This window comes from Arthrobacter sp. TmtSoilC77 (assembly GCF_059739415.1).
Genome location: NZ_AP046050.1, coordinates 15,623 through 33,558 on the forward strand (window position 1 = coordinate 15,623; position 17,936 = coordinate 33,558).

General features: G+C 62.7%; 16 protein-coding genes and 1 tRNA gene. 5 read left to right on the plus strand and 12 right to left on the minus strand.

All coding sequences use genetic code 11. The features are described 5' to 3' along the window. Window positions 1-23 precede the first annotated feature (23 nt). Genes pknB through AC6I99_RS00135 form a run of 7 tightly spaced genes read right to left on the minus strand, consistent with a single transcriptional unit; the run spans window position 24 to window position 9,628 of the window. A complete protein-coding gene (pknB, locus tag AC6I99_RS00105) occupies window positions 24-1,925 on the minus strand; it encodes a Stk1 family PASTA domain-containing Ser/Thr kinase (protein WP_309930382.1) in 1,902 nt (633 codons plus the stop codon). Window positions 1,926-1,934: 9 nt separating this feature from the next. Then, window positions 1,935-3,785: a protein kinase domain-containing protein gene (locus AC6I99_RS00110; RefSeq protein ID WP_224094523.1), complete on the minus strand. Its 1,851-nt coding sequence runs from the start codon at window positions 3,783-3,785 to the stop codon at window positions 1,935-1,937. Then, a complete protein-coding gene (locus AC6I99_RS00115) occupies window positions 3,782-5,239 on the minus strand; it encodes a penicillin-binding transpeptidase domain-containing protein (RefSeq protein ID WP_497959712.1) in 1,458 nt (485 codons plus the stop codon). Before AC6I99_RS00115 ends, AC6I99_RS00110 begins: the two co-directional genes overlap by 4 nt. After that, window positions 5,236-6,666 carry an FtsW/RodA/SpoVE family cell cycle protein gene (locus AC6I99_RS00120; RefSeq protein ID WP_224165946.1) on the minus strand — a complete coding sequence of 477 codons (1,431 nt, stop codon included), beginning with the start codon at window positions 6,664-6,666 and terminating at the stop codon, window positions 5,236-5,238. Before AC6I99_RS00120 ends, AC6I99_RS00115 begins: the two co-directional genes overlap by 4 nt. Then, window positions 6,663-8,390 carry a PP2C family protein-serine/threonine phosphatase gene (locus AC6I99_RS00125; RefSeq protein WP_497959714.1) on the minus strand — a complete coding sequence of 576 codons (1,728 nt, stop codon included), beginning with the start codon at window positions 8,388-8,390 and terminating at the stop codon, window positions 6,663-6,665. The genes AC6I99_RS00120 and AC6I99_RS00125 overlap by 4 nt, the downstream gene beginning before the upstream one ends. Window positions 8,391-8,393: 3 nt before the next feature. Further along, window positions 8,394-8,873, minus strand: coding sequence for an FHA domain-containing protein FhaB/FipA (locus AC6I99_RS00130; RefSeq protein ID WP_224095160.1), 480 nt, complete (start codon window positions 8,871-8,873; stop codon window positions 8,394-8,396). 5 nt (window positions 8,874-8,878) lie between these two features. Further along, complete coding sequence (locus tag AC6I99_RS00135; RefSeq protein WP_216924342.1) at window positions 8,879-9,628, minus strand: FHA domain-containing protein; 750 nt, start codon at window positions 9,626-9,628, stop codon at window positions 8,879-8,881. Between the two features lie 386 nt (window positions 9,629-10,014). On the opposite strand from AC6I99_RS00135, the gene AC6I99_RS00140 reads away from it, so the two are divergent. Then, window positions 10,015-10,097 (plus strand) — tRNA-Leu (locus AC6I99_RS00140). Between the two features lie 131 nt (window positions 10,098-10,228). On the opposite strand, the gene AC6I99_RS00145 is transcribed toward AC6I99_RS00140, so the two are convergent. Beyond that, entirely contained in the window at window positions 10,229-10,927 is a 699-nt protein-coding gene (locus AC6I99_RS00145) for a FadR/GntR family transcriptional regulator (RefSeq protein ID WP_497959716.1), read from the minus strand. Between the two features lie 10 nt (window positions 10,928-10,937). Further along, window positions 10,938-12,065 (minus strand): L-talarate/galactarate dehydratase, encoded by a 1,128-nt coding sequence (locus tag AC6I99_RS00150; protein ID WP_497959718.1) that lies wholly within the window; start codon window positions 12,063-12,065, stop codon window positions 10,938-10,940. A gap of 187 nt (window positions 12,066-12,252) precedes the next feature. Between AC6I99_RS00150 and AC6I99_RS00155 the strand changes: the two genes are divergently transcribed. After that, window positions 12,253-13,245 carry an SMP-30/gluconolactonase/LRE family protein gene (locus AC6I99_RS00155; protein WP_497959719.1) on the plus strand — a complete coding sequence of 331 codons (993 nt, stop codon included), beginning with the start codon at window positions 12,253-12,255 and terminating at the stop codon, window positions 13,243-13,245. A 54-nt stretch (window positions 13,246-13,299) separates the two neighbouring features. On the opposite strand, the gene AC6I99_RS00160 is transcribed toward AC6I99_RS00155, so the two are convergent. Continuing rightward, a complete protein-coding gene (locus tag AC6I99_RS00160; protein WP_224094527.1) occupies window positions 13,300-14,034 on the minus strand; it encodes a TetR/AcrR family transcriptional regulator in 735 nt (244 codons plus the stop codon). A 107-nt stretch (window positions 14,035-14,141) separates the two neighbouring features. Between AC6I99_RS00160 and AC6I99_RS00165 the strand changes: the two genes are divergently transcribed. Then, the gene (locus AC6I99_RS00165) at window positions 14,142-15,518 is read left to right on the plus strand and encodes a flavin monoamine oxidase family protein (RefSeq protein ID WP_497961903.1); all 1,377 of its coding nucleotides are present in this window, start codon (window positions 14,142-14,144) and stop codon (window positions 15,516-15,518) included. 71 nt (window positions 15,519-15,589) lie between these two features. On the opposite strand, the gene AC6I99_RS00170 is transcribed toward AC6I99_RS00165, so the two are convergent. Continuing rightward, window positions 15,590-16,153 carry a hypothetical protein gene (locus AC6I99_RS00170; protein ID WP_309930366.1) on the minus strand — a complete coding sequence of 188 codons (564 nt, stop codon included), beginning with the start codon at window positions 16,151-16,153 and terminating at the stop codon, window positions 15,590-15,592. A 100-nt stretch (window positions 16,154-16,253) separates the two neighbouring features. On the opposite strand from AC6I99_RS00170, the gene AC6I99_RS00175 reads away from it, so the two are divergent. Next, window positions 16,254-16,646: a VOC family protein gene (locus tag AC6I99_RS00175; RefSeq protein WP_224094531.1), complete on the plus strand. Its 393-nt coding sequence runs from the start codon at window positions 16,254-16,256 to the stop codon at window positions 16,644-16,646. A 50-nt stretch (window positions 16,647-16,696) separates the two neighbouring features. Here the strand turns inward: AC6I99_RS00175 and AC6I99_RS00180 are convergent, their stop codons facing one another. Beyond that, window positions 16,697-17,146: a DUF5997 family protein gene (locus AC6I99_RS00180; RefSeq protein WP_497959726.1), complete on the minus strand. Its 450-nt coding sequence runs from the start codon at window positions 17,144-17,146 to the stop codon at window positions 16,697-16,699. A 33-nt stretch (window positions 17,147-17,179) separates the two neighbouring features. Here AC6I99_RS00180 and AC6I99_RS00185 point away from each other — a divergent pair, with 33 nt between their 5' ends. Beyond that, window positions 17,180-17,905, plus strand: coding sequence for a LysR family transcriptional regulator substrate-binding protein (locus tag AC6I99_RS00185; RefSeq protein ID WP_497959727.1), 726 nt, complete (start codon window positions 17,180-17,182; stop codon window positions 17,903-17,905). Window positions 17,906-17,936: the final 31 nt, after the last annotated feature.

The following is a 17,936-nucleotide window of genomic DNA, read 5'->3' on the forward strand; positions in this document are numbered from 1 at the left end:
GGCAGCTGAGGGGACGTGACCCGTTAGTCCTTCTTAGTGGGGGTCGGCTTGGGGTTGGAGGTATCTGTGGGCGTGGGTGTGGGCGTCGGAACCGGGGCCTTGGCTACCGTTACCGTCACTGTCTTGCCCTGATCCACTTCAGTATTGAAGGTTTCGCTTTGTGCCGTGACCTTGCCGGGGGTCACCTGGGAATTTTCCTGCTCCACCACGGCCATGACGAGGCCGTTCTCCTTCAGCAGCGCTTCGGCTTCCGACTGGGCAAGACCGATCAGTTGGGGCATCAGCACTTTGCCGGACGACACCTGCAGCTCAACGTTGGAAGCTGCGGCTATGGGCGCCCCGGGGGCGGGACCCGTGGTGATCACGAGTCCGATGGGAACCGTGGGGCTGTGAGTCCGCACGCTGGAGATGTTGCCCGTGATTCCCAGGCGCCGAAGGGTGTCGCGGGCGTCTGACTCGGTGCGGCCCACAATGTCTGCAGGGATAGTTACCGAGCTGGGACCGCTGGAGATGTTGAGGATGACCTCGGCGTTCTGTTCAAGCATGGAGCCCGCACTGGGTGAAGTGCCGATCGCCATGTCCTTGGCAACCTTGTCACTGGCCACGCGGGCAGTTTTGGGGACCAGCTTTGCGGAGTAGAGCTCTTGCAGCGCCTGGGACTCCGACATGTTGGTCACCGAGGGAACCGCCACCTTGGCCGGTGCCGCGGGGGGCGCGTTGACCAGGCTGTAGATCCAGAATCCGGCGCCTGCGAGAACAAGGATAGTGAAGATTGCCAGCGTCGCCGCCCAAGTGCGACGGCGGGACTTCTGGTGGGAGGTCCGCTCACGTTCGGGTGGGAGGTCCAAGGGAAGCGCTTCGTCCAGCGGTTCCTCAATGGGGTCCTGGGTCACGCCGTTGTAGTGCTCGACGTCAAGGAATCCAACGGCCGTGGCGCTCAAGAGCTGCGTTTCCGGGTCTTCGGACGAAATGAGGTCGTTGGGGTCGGTGGGTGCCTCGCTGGCGGGAAGAACGGGAACGGCAATGCCATTGCTCGCGGCCCTGAGTGCCCGCCGGAAGGCAGCCGCATCCTGGAAGCGGTCCGACCGGCTCTTTTGCAGGGCCTTGGCAAGCACGGAATCCAAAGCCTCGGAAACCTCGGGGTTATGGACGCTGGGGAGGTCGGGCGTCTCCCGGACGTGCTGGTAGGCCACTGAAACCGGGCTGTCGCCTACGAATGGTGGCCGGCTGGTAAGCAGTTCGTACAGGAGGCAGCCCGCAGAGTAGAGATCGCTGCGGGCATCAACGGTCTCTCCCCGTGCTTGTTCGGGGGAAAGGTATTGTGCCGTTCCCACTACAGCCTGCGTCTGCGTCATGGTGGCAGCGGAGTCAGCCATGGCCCGGGCAATGCCAAAGTCCATGACCTTGACGTCCCCGGTATCCGCACAGACCATGACGTTGGCGGGTTTGATATCGCGGTGCACAATGCCCGCCCGATGGCTGTATTCCAGCGCCGCGAGGACGCCAAGGGTGTAGCCGATGGAGTCTTCAACACCGAGTTCGTGCGCTTTGATCATGTCCCGCAGCGTCCGTCCTGCGACGAACTCCATCACGATGTACGGGACACGCACGTCCTCACCCGGTCCGCCCGGGACAGAGTACTCGCCGGTATCGAAGATGGCCACGATGGAAGGGTGGTTCAGTGCTGCGACAGCCTGGGCCTCGCGTTTGAAGCGGGCCTGGAACTGGGGATCGCGGGCGAGGTCGGCACGCAGGACTTTGACTGCAATGGTGCGTCCCAGGAGCGTATCCGACCCCCGGTAGACGTCTGCCATGCCGCCACGGCCGATAAGGTCACCGAGTTCGTAGCGACCATTGAGGATGCGCTGCGAAGAGACAGGTGTACTCTCCTCTCGGTGCGCTGGACCGGGCCGTGGCGTAGACATGGCGGCTACTTAGTTGCTCGGGCTGCCGGAGCCGCTGGGGCTGGCGCTCGGGGACGTCGGATTGCTCGGTACAAGCGACTTGGACAGGTGGTATGTGACTACCGAACCAGCCGCAACCTTTGTTCCAGGGGCCGGCTCGGACCGTACGAAGGTGCCTGGTTTCTGGCCGACGGCGCCATTGACGGGATCGCCCGGGACCCACCGCAGGTTCGCTGCTTCGATCAGTCCCCGCACCTCTTCCTCGCTGAGGCCGACCCCGATGCTGGGCACGGACACCATTTCCGGACCCTTGGAGTACTGGACAGTGATAACTTCCCCTGGATCCACGGGACCCGTGGGGTTAAGGTCAGTTACCGTGCCGGCGGGGGCAGTGTTGAACACTTCCTGCCCGTTGACCTGCAGGCCCAATCCAACAAGCTGGCTGCGGACAGTCTCAAACGGTTGTCCAAGATACTCCTCAGGGATCAGGTTGATCTTCTGGGGTGTGGACTGCGTCGGTGTCGGGGAGGGGGCCTGGGACGTCTGCGTTGGTGTGGCCGATTGCGACGTTGGACTTGCGCTCCGGCTTGCGCTTGCAGAGGTGGACTCGCCCGGACCGGGATTCGGGGAGAAGAAGCCCGACTGTGAAATCAGGAAACCAACCAGTGCGAAGAGCACCAGCAGGATCAGGGCAACGAGTGGCCAGGTCCAGGGGCTGCGCTTCTTGCGCTCCGGCTCGACGTCGTCGTAGTTGTCATCATCGCTGTAGATGACTTCTTCTTCGTCGTTCAGCTGCCGCTCTGCCTCCAGCGCATTCGCCCGCGCCAAATGGTTGTCCGCGGAAGCGCCGGCGGCTCCAACAGCCGCACCGGCTGCACCTCCAACGGCGGCGGTTGCGCCGAGCACCGGAAGTGCGGAAGTCGACGTCGTGGAATGCTCCTTGCCAAACGGCGAGGTAACGACGCCGGTGGGGGCCGTAGCAGTATTGACCGGTGCCGTGATGGGTCCGGTAGCGGCTTCGAAGAGGAGCATTCCCGGCACCGCGGCGTGGGCAGTGGTGATATCGCCGTTGCGGATAGCCTCGGCGGCCTCCGCCAGCTTGATGGCGTTGGCTGGACGGTTCTTCGGATCCTTGGCGAGCATCGACATCAGGAGGGCACGCACCGGCGTAGGCAGCGTCTCTGGAAGTGGGGGCGGAGCGTCGTTAACCTGTGCAAGGGCAATGGCGATCTGGGATTCACCGGAGAACGGACGGTGGCCGGTGAGGCATTCGTAGCCAATGACGCCCAGCGAGTAGATGTCAGACGAGCCGGTGGCAGTTTGTCCTGTTGCCTGCTCGGGAGCAAGGTACTGGGCGGTGCCCATGACCTGGCCGGTCTGGGTCAGCGGCACCTGGTCGGCCAGGCGGGCGATGCCGAAGTCGGTGACCTTGACGCGGTTGTCAGGCGTGATCAGGAGGTTGCCCGGTTTGATGTCGCGGTGAACCAGGCCCTGGGCATGTGCCACTGCCAGTGCGCGCGCCGTCTGGGAGATGATCGAAAGGGTCATGTCAGGTGACAGGACCTGCTCGCGCTCAAGGATGCCGCTCAACGGGTGGCCGGGCACCAGTTCCATGACGAGGTACGCCGAGCCGGCTTCTTCGCCGTAATCGAAGACGTTGGCAATACCCACGTGGTTAAGGAGTGCTGTGTGGCGGGCTTCGGCGCGGAAGCGCTGGAGGAAGCCGGGGTCCCCGGTGTATTCCTCCTTGAGCACCTTGATGGCAACGATCCTGCCAAGGATCTGGTCCTTGGCCTTCCAGACCTCGCCCATGCCGCCAATCGCAATGCGACTGGTCAGCTGGAACCTGCCGCCGAGTGTGATTCCCGAAGTAGGTCTCACTTATTCAACACCGCCTCAAAAATCTTCTTTGCGTTCGGACTGGTTAGCTTGGCGCCTGTGAGCACATCCACACCTTCCATGACGATGGTGACGGCCACTTGCGGATCGTTCGCCGGGGCGAACCCGGTGAACCAAGAGTTGTTCAAACCTGAATCGCCGAGCTCGGCTGTACCCGTCTTACCGGCTACCTGGACTCCCGGGACAGCAGCGCCGCTGGCGATGCCGTTGGAGACCGCGCTGCTCATCCACTGGGTGATCTGGTTCGCGATGGGTTGGGTCGTGCTGGTACGCAGGGCCTCGGGCTTGAACTCGCTGATCACCCGGAGGTCGGGCGCACGGACTGTCTTGACCAGGTTGGGCTTCATCTGCACACCACCGTTGGCAATTGCCGCAGTCATCAGGTTGATCTGGAGCGGGGTTGCCTTGACGTCGCGCTGCCCCACTGAGGACTGGGCAAGCTGGGCCTGGTCCAGGTCCTGCGGGAAGACGCTGATGGCTTGCTGGAGCTTGAGCTGCTCGCCGAAGGTGTCCCCGAAGCCGAACTTCTCTGCCTGCTCCCGGATGGCGTCCTGGCCCAGGTCCAGCGCGATGCTCGCAAAGGGAGTGTTGCATGACTGTTCCAGGGCGAAAGAGAACGTTGCCGTTTCGCGGACGTTGCAGTTGCCGCCGGCGTAGTTGGGCAGGCTCGCACTGGATCCAGGCAAGGGCAGGCTGCTGGGGTTCGGCAGCTCGCTGTCCTTGTTGTACTTGCCGGAATTCAGGGCGGCCGCGGTATCTACGAGCTTGAACACCGAGCCCGGGGACAACAAGTTACCCGTGGGCCCGCTGAGGTTCTGGTTCAAGTTGATGCCGGGAATCTTGTTCAGCTCGGCGTAGTTGGCCGCTGCGGCAGCGGTGTCGTGTGTAGCAATCAGGTTGGGGTCGTAGGACGGCTTGGAAACCATGGCAAGGATGGCGCCGGTTTTCGGGTTGGTCACAACGATCGAGCCACGCTGGCCCTCGGGGATGAGGTCGTAGGCAAGCTGCTGGATGGCGGGATCGAGCGTGAGTTCCACAGAGGCGCCCTTGGGCTCATTCCCAAGGAACATCTGGCTGACGCGATCCAGGAACAGTTGGTCGGAGTTGCCGGCCAACTGGTCGCTGAGGGACTGCTCGAGCCCGGTGGAACCAAATCCCCTGGAGAAGTATCCCGTGATGCCCGCGTAAAGTTCCGGCTGGGTGTACTTGCGTTGGAACGCGCAGGACTCGTTACCAGGAACGGACTCTGCAATCGGTTTACCGGCGACGATGATCGCCCCGCGGTCGTTGCAGAACGTTGCCAGGATTGCCCGCTGATTCCATGGATTGGCGTTGAGATCGTCAGCGCCAATGACCTGGACATAGCTGATGGCGCCGAAAATCAAGGCGAACATGGCGACGGCAGCCATCCACGAACTTCTAATTGCCTGGTTCATGGATGCTTCACCGCTTCCGTGGGCGCACCCGGCGTGGGCACGGAAGCTGACTTGCGGGCGGCCGGGTTGGTGCTGCTTGCAGGAGGTTTATTCACCATCGGAGTGGTATCTATGGGCCCGCGGGCCGTGTTGGAGATCATGAGCAGGAGGCCGACGATTATCCAGTTGGCCAGGAGGGAGGATCCACCGGCGGCCAGGAACGGCGTGGTGAGGCCCGTCAGCGGAATAAGTCTGGTGACGCCGCCGATGACCACGAAGCACTGGAGCGCGATTGCGAAGGAGAGCCCGCACGCCAGCAACTTGCCGAACGCATCCCGGGTGCCCAGTGCGGCGCGGAAACCGCGGGTAAAAAGCAACAGGTAGAGCATCACGACAGCGAACAGGCCGATGAGGCCGAGTTCTTCGCCAATGAGTGCCACGATCATGTCGCTGTTGGCGAAGGGCACCAGGTCCGGCCGGCCCTGGCCAAGGCCCGTGCCCACAAGGCCGCCGTCAGCCATACCGAACAGGCCTTGGACGATCTGTCCGCTGCCACCGGGTGACCTGCCAAAGACTTCGGGAGTGAACGCGTTGATCCAGCTATCGATCCTGAAGGCAACGTGCGAGAAGATCCTGGAAGCAATGAATCCGCCCCCAAGTATCAGGGCAAGGCCGATCACCACCCATGAGATGCGGCTCGTAGCGACGTAGATCATCACAATGAAGAGGCCGAAGAACAGGACTGACGATCCGAGGTCGCGCTGGAATACGAGGACGCCAATGCTCACCAACCAGGCAGTGATCATGGGACCCAGGTCCTTGAACCGCGGGAATTGCATGGGGCCGATTTTCCGTCCGGCCAGCAGGATGAGGTCCCGGTTGGAGGACAGATACCCGGCGAAGAATATTGCCAGGGTGATCTTGGCAATTTCGCCTGGCTGGAACGTCATCGGGCCGATCCTGATCCACACGCTCGCACCTAGTACTTCACCGGCAGAGATGCCCGGAACGAGCGGCAAAATCAGAAGGAAAGCACTCGCTGCCAAGGAAATGTAGGTAAACCGCCGCAAGATGCGGTGGTCCTTGAGGAACCAAATCACAGCGATGGATACCGCCATGGCAATAAGCGTCCAACGGAGCTGGTTATTACCGGTATCGTCCCCGGGCCCGTCCATGCGGTGGATCAAAGCGAGTCCGAGCCCGTTCAAGGCAACAACGATCGGAAGTATTACTGGATCGGCATACTTAGCGCGCAACCTCAGGACTACGTGGAAGGCAAAGGCAGCGACAGCAAGCAGGCTCGATTGGAACCAGAAGTCACTGTCGAGTCCACTTTCGGAATTGATGCTCACCAGAGCACTGGCGCCGATGCCAACGGCAAGCGCAAGCACGATGAGCACCAGCTCAACATTGCGGCGCGGTTTGGCCGCGGTCTCAGTCTGGATCATTTTGCCGCCTCACAGGGAGTCGGTACGGGCGAAGGCGTAGGGCTGGCAATGGCCGCTGTACTGGGAATTGGAACACTGGTTGTCGCTGACGGAGTCGGGGAAGGAGTGGTGCTGGGGCAGGTTCCCGACGTACTGCCGTAGTTCTTCAGGTTCTCCACAATACGTTGCGCATCATCAAGGTCTCCCGCAGGAACGGTCTGCCGAACACTCTGTTGACCATACTCGGGAAGGGACTCAACACGGAGGTCGGTGACAGCCTCGAGCCGGGACAACTGGATGGGGCCGAGCCGCTGCGAAATGCCGTTGAAGATTGCTACACGGGAATCGTACTCTCCAACGTAATAGCGGGTCTGCGTCCAGGCGTAGCCAAGCCATAGGCCCACCACGACGCCGAGCACAACAACAGCTGCGACGGCGGGCATGAGCCAGCGGATGCGGCGTCGTGCCGGTTCTTCGACTTCCAGACGATCCTGTTCGGCTTTGTGGGTGAGCACAGTAGCCGCGCGTCGAGCAACGGTACGCCCTGCCACAGTGGGGATGGATCCGGTCTCGGCCGCTGTAGCCGCTGCACCCACGAGCTCGTGGGGACGGCTGGCGAGTTCCTCTCGGAGGACCTCGGCGGAAAGATGCTCACCCAGATGCGGGTCAGTAGTGGTGGGCGGTTCTTTGGAGGTTCCGTCTTCGTCAGCGGACTCAGCCTTCTCCGCAGATGAGTCGCCCTCCGTAGCTGGGCCGCCCTCCGCCGTTGGGTCGACAGGGCCGGAAGATGAACCGGCGTCGGCAACCTTGCCAGCATTGGGCGCTGTTGCCTTAAGCTCGCCCGGACTGGCGTCTGCGGGCTTGGTGGCGGAGGGGCCTTCCGTCGGCTTGCCTGCAGCAGATGATTCCGGCCCGTCCACCGCGGCAAGCGCCGCGGGAGGAACGACGTCGACGGCGGCCGTGTTGACGTCGTCGACGGTCTCCTCAACGATTTCCAGCACGACCACGGTGACGTTGTCCGGAGCGCCGGCTTCCAACGTGAGATTAACGAGGATTTCCGCGCATTCCCGCAGGTCCTTGGTTTCCCGGAATACCCGCTCCACCACGTGCCCTGCCACATAGTTGAGGCCATCCGAGCAGAGCAACCAGCGTTCGCCCGGTTCGACGTCGAGGGCATCCAAGTCCAGCTCAGGGCTGGCGTCGACGTCACCCAGGACGCGCATCAGGACGTTCTTGTGGGGATGTGTTTCGGCTTCTTCGGGGCGGAGCCGGCCTTCATCAATAAGGCGTTGAACGAACGTGTGGTCAATGCTGACTTGCTCGAACTTCTTGTTCCGCAGGCGGTAGGCCCGGGAATCGCCGATGTGGGCGAAATGGAGTTTGCGGCCCTCGAGGAGCAGGGCGGTGACGGTGGTGCCCATGCCGGAAAGCTTGGGATTCTGATGAACCAGCTCGGACAGCAGCGAATTGGCGGTCTGGATCTCATCGGCGAGGATCGTATCGGCGCCCTCGGGGTAGTCATCATGATCGAGGTGGATCATGTCCAGCACCGTGGAGGCCGAGGCGACGTCTCCGCCTGCATGTCCGCCCATTCCATCGGCAACGACTGCAAGATGGCGGCCCACGTACGCGGAGTCGTCATTCTTGGAGCGGATCCGTCCGACGTCGGATCGCGCGGCGTAGCGCATGATGAGTGGGCGCTCCGCAGGCGTTTCCTTGCCTTCCGGGGTCTCGGGAGAGGCCATGGACTACGGCCTCAATTCAATAACCGTCTTGCCGATTCTCACGGGAACGCCAAGCTCCACCGGCAGGGCACGGGTGAGCTGCTGATCGGCCAGGTAGGTGCCGTTGGTGGACCCAAGGTCCTCAATGAACCAGCGGCTGCCCTGCGGGAACAAGCGCGCATGCCGGCCGGAAGCGTAGTCGTCTTCCAGGACCAGCGTGGCTTCCTGCGCGCGGCCCAACAGGATGGGGCTTGCCGCCAAGGGAAGTGTGGTGCCCTTGAGGGGGCCCTCAGTGACCACCAAATTGCGCGCATGCTGGATGGCGGGCGGCGGGGAAGCTGCCAATTCGGGGTGCTTGCGGACCTCGCGTGCTGTGGGGGCTCCGGTCACAGCCTTGCGGCCGATCTGGAAGTCGCGGCGCATGGTGGACACGATGCTGAAGATCAAGACCCACAGCAACAGCAGGAAACCGAAGCGAAGTGCCGTGATGGTCAGTTCGCTGATGTCGTTCACGCGTGGCCACCCAGGGTCTGGGGGAGGAGGCGGAAAATGATCTTGGTACGTCCCATCGTGATGGTTGAGCCGTCAGTGAGCTCCACGCTGCCGTCCACCTTGTGACCGTTGACGTAACTGCCATTGGTGGAACCAAGGTCAACGGCCCACGTAGTGCCGTTCTGGGTGCGGACCTCAAGGTGCTTCCTGGAAACTCCGGTGTCATCCACCAGGATGTCCGCTTCCGAAGAGCGGCCCAGCACGACCGACTGGGCATTGAGGGAATAGCGCTGGCCGGCAATGTCCAGGACAGGCTGGAGTCGGGTGGGCTGCCGGGCGGGTGCAGCTGGAACATTCGGCCGCGGGGCTTGTGGTGCGGCAGCGGCGTCGTCGGAGGATTTCTCGGTCCGGGAAGTTATTTCGAAGTGACCGGCGCGTTCCTCCTCATTTCGACGGAACGAAATCCGGACCGCGCCCTGGAGAGTGTAGCCCTGGCTGCGAACGTGCTGGATGACTACATCGCACAGTTCCTCAGCCAGTGGAGTCCCCCACTCCTGGGCACGTCCAAAATCTTCGTCGCTGAGGAGGACATCGAACACATTGGGGGCGAGAGTGCGCCCGGCTGCGATGGTGATGGACTTATTGTCCAGCTCGCGCCGTAGCTTGCTCGCGATTTCCACAGGCTCAACACGTGCCCGCGACCCCGTGGAGAAGACATTGCGGACAGCCTTTTCAATGCCGCGCTCGACTTTGTCCAGCAAACCCATGGTCCTTCTCCTTTCCTCGCCGCGGCACCCACTGTGCCTGGTTCAATACTCGGTGCTTCGACCCGTCCACGCACACAGCAAAGTGAGCGCCGAACGGCCCTTCCACTTCCCGATACTACTGGGAGTGTCTGGGAATGGCCTTAATCCACAACGCCTTACGACGCGGAAAAGTTCGATTCCGGCCCGTTCTGCCGGGGGAGCCAGGGGGTGAAATTTCCGTGCCGTTAAGCAAAAGTTGTACGGCTTGGGCACCTCCCAGCAGCGTTGCCCACAGCTCGGCAGGGACTCGATTGGTGTTTTGTCTGGAATGTCCGTTATGCTTGATCTCGCTGCTTTTGAAGGAAACGAAGCTGGGAGACCGGTGGAAGTCCTGAAAAAGAAGTTGCGCGCGAGTGGCGGAACGGCAGACGCGCTGGCTTCAGGTGCCAGTATCCGAAAGGGTGTGGGGGTTCAAATCCCCCCTCGCGCACGCAATTGAAAGAGCCCCGGTCTTAGGATCGGGGCTCTTTTGTTGTTTCCCCCAACTGGGTCGCATTAGTGCGCGTTTAGGCGGCTCTAAACGCGCACTAATGCGACTCAGTTGGGCTGCGAAGCGGGAGGTCAGCCGCGCGGCGAACCCTTGAACCGGCGTCGTGAATTGCTCAGGTGAAGGCGCATCGCTGCGGCGGCAGCGGCTGGGTCGCGGTCGGCGATGGCTGCGTATATAGAGGAGTGCTCGTGGACCACTTGTTCGAACCGTTCCCGGGAGTCCTGCTCTTCACTGCCCAGGAGGCGCGTGCGTGGCATGGTGATCATTGTTTGACCCAGGGCGGTGATGCAGTCCGTATAAAAGGGATTGCCTGACGCTGCAGCAACGGCCCGGTGGAATTCGAAGTCAGCCTTCATGGAGTGGGCCGGGTGGCCCGAACTCGCGGTGAATTGCTCCAGTGCACCGTGCACTGCCTTCAATTGATGGCCCGTGTGGTTCAGGGCCGCCAAGGCTGCTGCTTCGGTCTCGACGCCGATCCGGAAGTCGAGCATCTGCAGCCGCTCTTCCATGCTGGATACCTGACGGCTTCCGGGGGCCTGCGTAGGGCCGTCGGCCGGCGGGGTCAGTGCGAAACTGCCCCGCCCACGTTCAGTTTCGACAAGTCCTTCAGCCTGCAGGCGGGTCAGGGCGGAGCGGACCACTGTCCGGCTGACACCGAATTCGCTGATGAGGGTGTTTTCGCTGGGGAGTTTCTCACCTGGCTGGATGACGCCGTCGACGATGCGGGTGCGAAGGTCGGCGGCGAGATCCGCGGTCAGGTTTCGGCTCATGGATTCAAGATTACGCGCCGAATTCCACGGATTCGGTGGTCCAGGCGCGGGCCTGCCCGCTCAGCGTAACGCCCAGTCCGGGGCGGTCTGGAACGATCATCCGGCCATTTTTGGTCTCCAGGCGCTCCTCGAAGAGGGGATCCAGCCAATCGAAGTGCTCAACCCAGGGTTCCCGCGGATAGGCAGCGGCCAAGTGCAGGTGGATCTCCATGGCAAAGTGCGGAGCCAGGCCAAGACCGCGCTCATCCGCAAGGGCAGCGAGTCGCAGAAACTGGGTGATGCCGCCAACGCGGGGTGCATCGGGCTGGATGATGTCGCAACTGTTGGCGTTGATAAGGCCCTTGTGTTCCGCCACGGAGGCCAGCATCTCGCCCGTGGCGATGGGCGTATCCAAAACCTGGGCAAGGTGCGCATGGCCCTCAAAATCGTAGGCGTCCAGCGGCTCTTCGATCCAAATGAGGTTGAATTCCTCAAGCTGGCGGCCCATGCGCAGGGCAGTCGCACGGTCCCACTGTTGGTTGGCGTCCACCATGAGCGGTACGTCCCAGCCGATGTGCTCGCGGGCGCCGGCCACGCGACGGAGGTCTTCCTTGGAATCCGGGAGGCCAACCTTGATCTTGATGCCACCAATGCCTTCTTCAATGGACTGTGTCGCGCGTGCCTTGACCTCTTCCAACGTGGCGTTGAGGAAGCCGCCGGAGGTGTTGTAGGTCTGCACGGAGTCGCGATAGGAGCCCAGCAGTTTGGCAAGGGGGAGTCCGGCGCGTTTGGCTTTGAGGTCGTAGAGCGCGATGTCGATGGCAGCCAGGGCCTGGGTTGCAACGCCCGAGCGGCCCACAGAGGCTCCGGCCCAGAGAAGCTTGGTGTAGATCCTGCCGATGTCGTTGGGGTCCTCGCCAATGATGCCCTCGGCAACTTCCTTCGCGTGGGCGTACTGTGCGGGACCGCCGGCGCGTTTTGAGTAGCTGAACCCGATGCCGCTGTGGCCTTGCTCCGTGGTGATCTCGGCGAAGAGGAACACTACTTCGGTCATCGGCTTCTGGCGGCCCGTGAACACCTTGGCGTCGCTGATGGGCACGGTGAGGGGCAAACGGGCCGTTGACAGTTTGATGTGGCGAATGAGATCTACAGGGCTCATGGTTCTCCTAAGGTGCGGGCATCTTTGCCTGAAACTTAGGATACAAGTCATTAACTTGTAGTACAAGAGATTATGTTCCGCAAGCTCTGGCACGCCGTCAGGCCGGTGCCTAGACTGACAGCACAATCGGCGGAGCTCCCGCAGATGGCGGGGACGTGCTCCGCCGGAACCTGATCCAGGGAGCATCATGCGTCACTCAAACCACAGCACTGTCATAGCTCGGGGCAGATTCCTGCGCCGAGACCCGTCACAGCCCCGAACCAGGGCTGTGCGCCGCGTCTTCGCGGGCGTAGTCGCCCTTGTGCTCGCGGCCGTCTTCGGCCCCGCGCCGCTGGCCTCTGCCGCCCGGGCCGCGGATTACCTCATCCCCCTGCCTGGAGCCTCATCGGCCGAAGGAATTGCCGCCGGCGCAGGAACGACGTTCTACGCCGGAGACTTTGGAAACGGAGACATCTTCCGCGGCGACATCCGCCAGCAAACGGCGTCACTTTTCATCGACGTGCCTGATGGCAGGGCCGCCGTCGGGATGACCGTGGATGTGGGCAACAGCCTGTTGTTTGTTGCCGGGGGTGGGACCGGGCAAGCTTACGTCTACAACACAGATACGGGCCAGACGGTCGCCGTGCTCCAACTGACCACCGGTCCAGCGTTTATCAACGACGTCACTTTGACTTCTGAAGGCGCCTGGTTCACGAATTCCGTGGCCGCTGAACTGTACCTTGTTCCGGTCGGGCGCGACGGCGAACTCGGCAGTGTCCGGACACTTTCTCTGTCCGGTCCCGCGAATGACACGACCTCGCAGTTCAACCTCAACGGCATCGCAGCAACTCCGGACGGCGAGAGCCTCATCGTCGCCCATTCAGGAAACGGCGCCCTCTACACGGTCGACCCTGCAACAGGTGCAAGCGAAATAATCGAAGGCGTCAGCGTTCCCGCCGTCGACGGCATCGTACTTAAGGGCAACCAGCTTTGGGCAGTGCAGAACATGTTCGACCAGGTCAGCAGGTTCGTGTTGGACGATGACCAGGAATCCGGGAAGCTGAAGGGCGTCATCACCAGTGACCTCTTCAAGACTCCAACGACGGCGGCCCTGTTCGGTGACACGCTCGCCGTGGTGAACGCAAAGTTCTTCCAGCCGGGGTCCACAACGTTCGAGGTCGTGGTGGTTGGCGCCCGCTAGATGTACTAACCCGGTAGGGCGCGGCGGAAGGGGCCGCAGACGACCCCCTCAAAACTACCCTCGCAGCGCGCCGAACCCGGTGATCAGCGCCTCAAGCCCCAAACTAAAAGCAACATCGGTCGGCCGTGGATGGCGCTCCAGGGCGAGCCTGTCCACGGCTGCCGTGAAGTTGGGCACCTGGTCCGCAAGCGAGCCGGCGTCGAAAATGTCCTCCGGCGCGGTGACGTCGTATGCGGCCCCGAACACGAAGGCCTCCAACGCAACAATCGCCGAAATGATCTTCTCTTCCGGGAACCCGGCGTCGCGGAATCCGGCGGTCACGGCCTCGTACATCGCCAGGGTCTTCGGGGCGTTAGCCACCGGCAGCACGGCAATAACGGGGATCAGCGGCGTATGCTGCGAAAACACATCCCGGTAGGACCACGCCCAGCGGCGCACGGCCACATCCCACGGCTCCACACCAAAAGCGGACACATCAACCATCGCGGCCAAGTGGTCCTCCACCAGCAAGAGCACGTCGTCCTTGGAGGCTACGTGGTTGTAGAGGGCGGATGGTGCCACGCCCAGCGAACGTGCCAGGGCTGCCATTGTGAGTCCGTCGTAACCCTTGCTGCTGATTAACTCCAGGGCCGCCGTCGTGATGCCGTTCTGGTCCAGGATGCGTGCCATGGGCCGTCCGGCGCGCCGCCGCGACTTGCTGGCGGAAGCTGGGGCAGCGCCCGGCTCGGGTTCGGGAGCGGGTGTGGGTGCGGGCATCGGAAGCCTTTCTGCTGCCTGTATCTCCAGCATTATTCCATCGGGTCTTCCCACTCGCGGACTTGGCGGCTATTATCAAATATAAATGAATGGCATTCATTTATTGGTCAGCCACCAAGGACGGCCACGGAGAGGACATCATGCAGAATCTTGATCGCGACGTTGTGATCGTCGGTGCCGGACCGTCAGGGTTGACGGCGGCACGCGAACTGAAGAAGGCGGGACTCAGCGTCGCAGTGCTCGAAGCACGCGACCGCGTGGGCGGCCGCACCTGGACCGACACCATTGACGGCGCCATGCTGGAAATCGGCGGCCAGTGGGTTTCCCCGGACCAGACGGCCCTCATGGACCTGCTGGACGAGCTGGGACTGAAAATGTACCCGCGCTACCGCGACGGCGAGTCCGTCTACATCGGCGCAGACGGCAAACGCGTCCAGTACACGGGTGACACCTTCCCCGTTAACGAGCACACCAAGGCCGAGATGGACAAGCTCGTTGCCATCCTGGACGGGCTCGCCGCGGAGATCGGTCCCACCGAGCCCTGGGCGCACCCCAAAGCCCGCGAACTGGACACCATCTCCTTCCACCACTGGCTCCGCCAGAACTCCAACGACGAAGAAGCCTGCAACAACATCGGCCTCTTCATCGCCGGCGGCATGCTGACCAAGCCTGCCCACGCCTTCTCTGCGCTGCAGGCCGTCCTCATGGCCGCTTCCGCTGGGTCCTTCACACACCTGACGGACGAAGACTTCATCCTGGACAAGCGCGTCATTGGTGGCATGCAGCAGGTTTCGCTGCTCCAGGCCGCCGAGCTGGGTTCCGACGTCGTGCTTAACAGCCCGGTTCGCACCATCAACTGGGACGTCGACCGCGTGACGGTTGGGTCTGAGCGAGCCACGGTGAACGCGCGGTACGTCATCATGGCGGTGCCGCCAAACCTGTACTCGCGTGTTTCCTTCAACCCGCCGCTGCCGCGCCGCCAGCACCAGATGCACCAGCACCAGTCATTGGGCCTGGTCATCAAGGTTCACGCTGTGTACAGCACGCCGTTCTGGCGCGAAGAAGGCCTCTCGGGTACCGGTTTCAGCGCCGGCGCCTTGGTGCAGGAGGTCTACGACAACACCAACCACGGCGACTCCCGCGGCACGTTGGTGGGCTTCATTTCCGATGAAAAAGCCGACGCCGTGTTCGAGCTCAGCGCCGAAGACCGCAAGAAGGCCGTCCTCGAGTCCATCGCCGGCTTCCTCGGCGACAAGGCCCTCACCCCCGAGGTCTACTACGAATCAGACTGGGGCTCCGAGGAATGGACCCGCGGCGCATACGCCTCCAGCTACGATCTCGGCGGCCTGCACCGTTACGGCAAGGACCAGCACGCCAACGTCGGACCGATCTACTGGTCCTCGTCGGACCTCGCCGCGGAGGGCTACCAGCATGTGGACGGCGCGGTCCGGATGGGCCAGGCAACCGCTGCCCGGATCGTCGAGGCCAACAAGTTGAGCGCGCTGCCGGTCGGTTAGGCAAAGCGACTGGGACACGCGCCGAGATGGCACTTAACACTCATGTTCGCGCCTGGCATTGGTGTTAAGTGTCACCTCGGCGCGGGTTGTCCGGCCCTCGGCACCCCTGCCGCACGCTCCGCTTCGATGAGTGCTTGGGCCAGACGCTCGACGGCGGCCTGGTAGTCAGTCCCGGGTGTCACCCGGCAGCGTTCAGCCTCCCGCATGGCGCGGGCAAGGGCAGCTGTCTCGGCCATCCTGACGTCCGTCATTGCCGGGAAATCTATTGCTTGCCCGGGATCGAGTTCGTAGCGCTGCCACTGCTGGAGGACGCTCGCGTGGCGTGCGGCAGTTTCGGCAAAACCACGACGACGCCGGGGCTCGGCTGCGTGGAGACGGTCAACCTTGCGGCTGGTCGCCAGCGTTGCTGCTGCAGCGGTCATCCCGACGAAGACCATGATCAGTCCGGCCGGCGCCCATTCCACTGCGGGAACCAGGATGGCCGGAAGAATCACGACCAGGCCGGCGAAGAGATCCCAGAAGATCGTGTCCGGTTCCGGGCCGCGCCCATGCGTGAGTTTTCTGTGGAGGACGAACGTTGTTGCCGCTGTTGCGAGCACCAAGGCTAGGCCCCACAGGAGCATCATGGCGGGCATTTGACCACCTCCAGGCGAGTACGCGCTGCTGTGATTTCAGTATGCGCCAGAGTGTTCCCACGCTGCCACTCTCTCGGTCCAGGGGCGTAGCCTAGGGCCCATGAGACTGAAAATGTGCAGCATCCACGTCAAGGACCCCGCTACGGCCCATGCTTTCTATACGGAAACGTTGGGCTTCGAAACCCTGATGGCCATGCCCGAGCACAACCTCTTCATCATTAAGGATCCCGGCGCGGACAACAGCGCAGACAACAATTCCGTGGGACTCCTGCTGGAACCCAGCGACAACCCGATCGGCGCCAACTACATGAACGCAGTGCACGACGCCGGCCTCCCCGCCATCGTCTTCGGCGTACCGGATGTGCAGGCCGAGTATGAGCGCTTGGTTGCAGCCGGCGTGACGTTCAAGGGCGAGCCCTCCGAGGATCCTTCCGGCGTCAGCGCAGTGTTCGACGACGGCTGCGGCAACTTCGTGCAGCTACACCAGGACTAGTTAAACAGCTGTGGCCGGGACCAACTGGTCCCGGCCATAGCCAGCTCAAACTATGCGTGATCGCGTTTTGACGTCTTCGGGGCATCGCGCTTGGCTGCTGCGTTGTCCTTGGCTTCCTTGGTGGCTGCTTTCTTTGCAGCTTCCTCCTTGACCCGCTGGGCCTCGGCGCGGACTGCGGCGTGCGTGGCGCGCTCCACAACCAGCCACTGCGGCGGAGCCTGCAGCAGCTCGGTGATTTCCGCCGTCGTGAGTGCTTCTTCGACGCCACCGCGGGCCAGGCCGCTGATGGAGACGTTCAGCTTCTGTGCCACTACCGGGCGCGGGTGCGGGCCGTTGCGGCGGAGCTCGGCGAGCCACTCCGGCGGGTTGGCCTGGAGTTCGGCGAATTCTTCGCGGGAGATGGACGAATCCTGGAACTCCTGGGGTGTCGCGGGCAGGTAGATGCCGAGTTTCTTGGCAACGGTTGCCGGTTTCATGGACTGGGAGTTCGAGGGCGTCATGCTTCAAGGGTATCTGGCCGGTACTGTGAGTGTGTGCCAGACGCTGAAGAATCCGCCCAAATAGCCGAGCCCCCGAGCGAGCTTCGCTTCGCTTATGTTGCGGGTGTGACGCCTGGGAAATGGATCCGGCGGTGGGAAGAGCGGATGCCGGACGTCCCGTTGCACGCGTTCATGTCCGACGACGGCGCGCAGCTTTCGGTTTTGCACGACGGTTCCGCTGACCTTAGCTTTGTTCGGCTGCCCGTGGACCGGGAAGGCCTGAACGTCATTCCCCTGTATGAAGAGCAGCCGGTGGTGGTCGCTCCCAAGGGGCACGAGATCTCAGTGTTTGAAGAGGTGGCGCTGGAGGACCTGTCCGAGGAGAACTTCCTGGACGTGGAGGAAATGGGCGGGCCGGATATGGCCTTGCAGGTGGTGGCTTCCGGAGCCGGGTTGGCCATCCTGCCCATGTCAGTGGCCCGGCACCTGAACAACAAGCAGACAGTGATGCGGCTTCTGACCGGCGCTCCTGGAACGCAGATTGGCCTCGCTTGGCTTGCTGGAACAGATAGCCCGGTGATTGAGGAATTCATTGGGATCGTGCGCGGCCGGACGGCGCAGAGTTCACGCCAGCCGTCGGCCCGGCAGGAGAAGCCGAAGAAGGCGCCCAAGCCGGATCGTCGTGGGAGCGGGGCCAAGAAGCCCGCCGTGGCGCAGCGCTACGCCCCGAATCCGGACAAGGGCCGTGGCAAGGGTTCGCGCAAGAAGGGCAAGCGCTGACGCTCCTGTCCGGTTGCTCCGCGATTTTGCG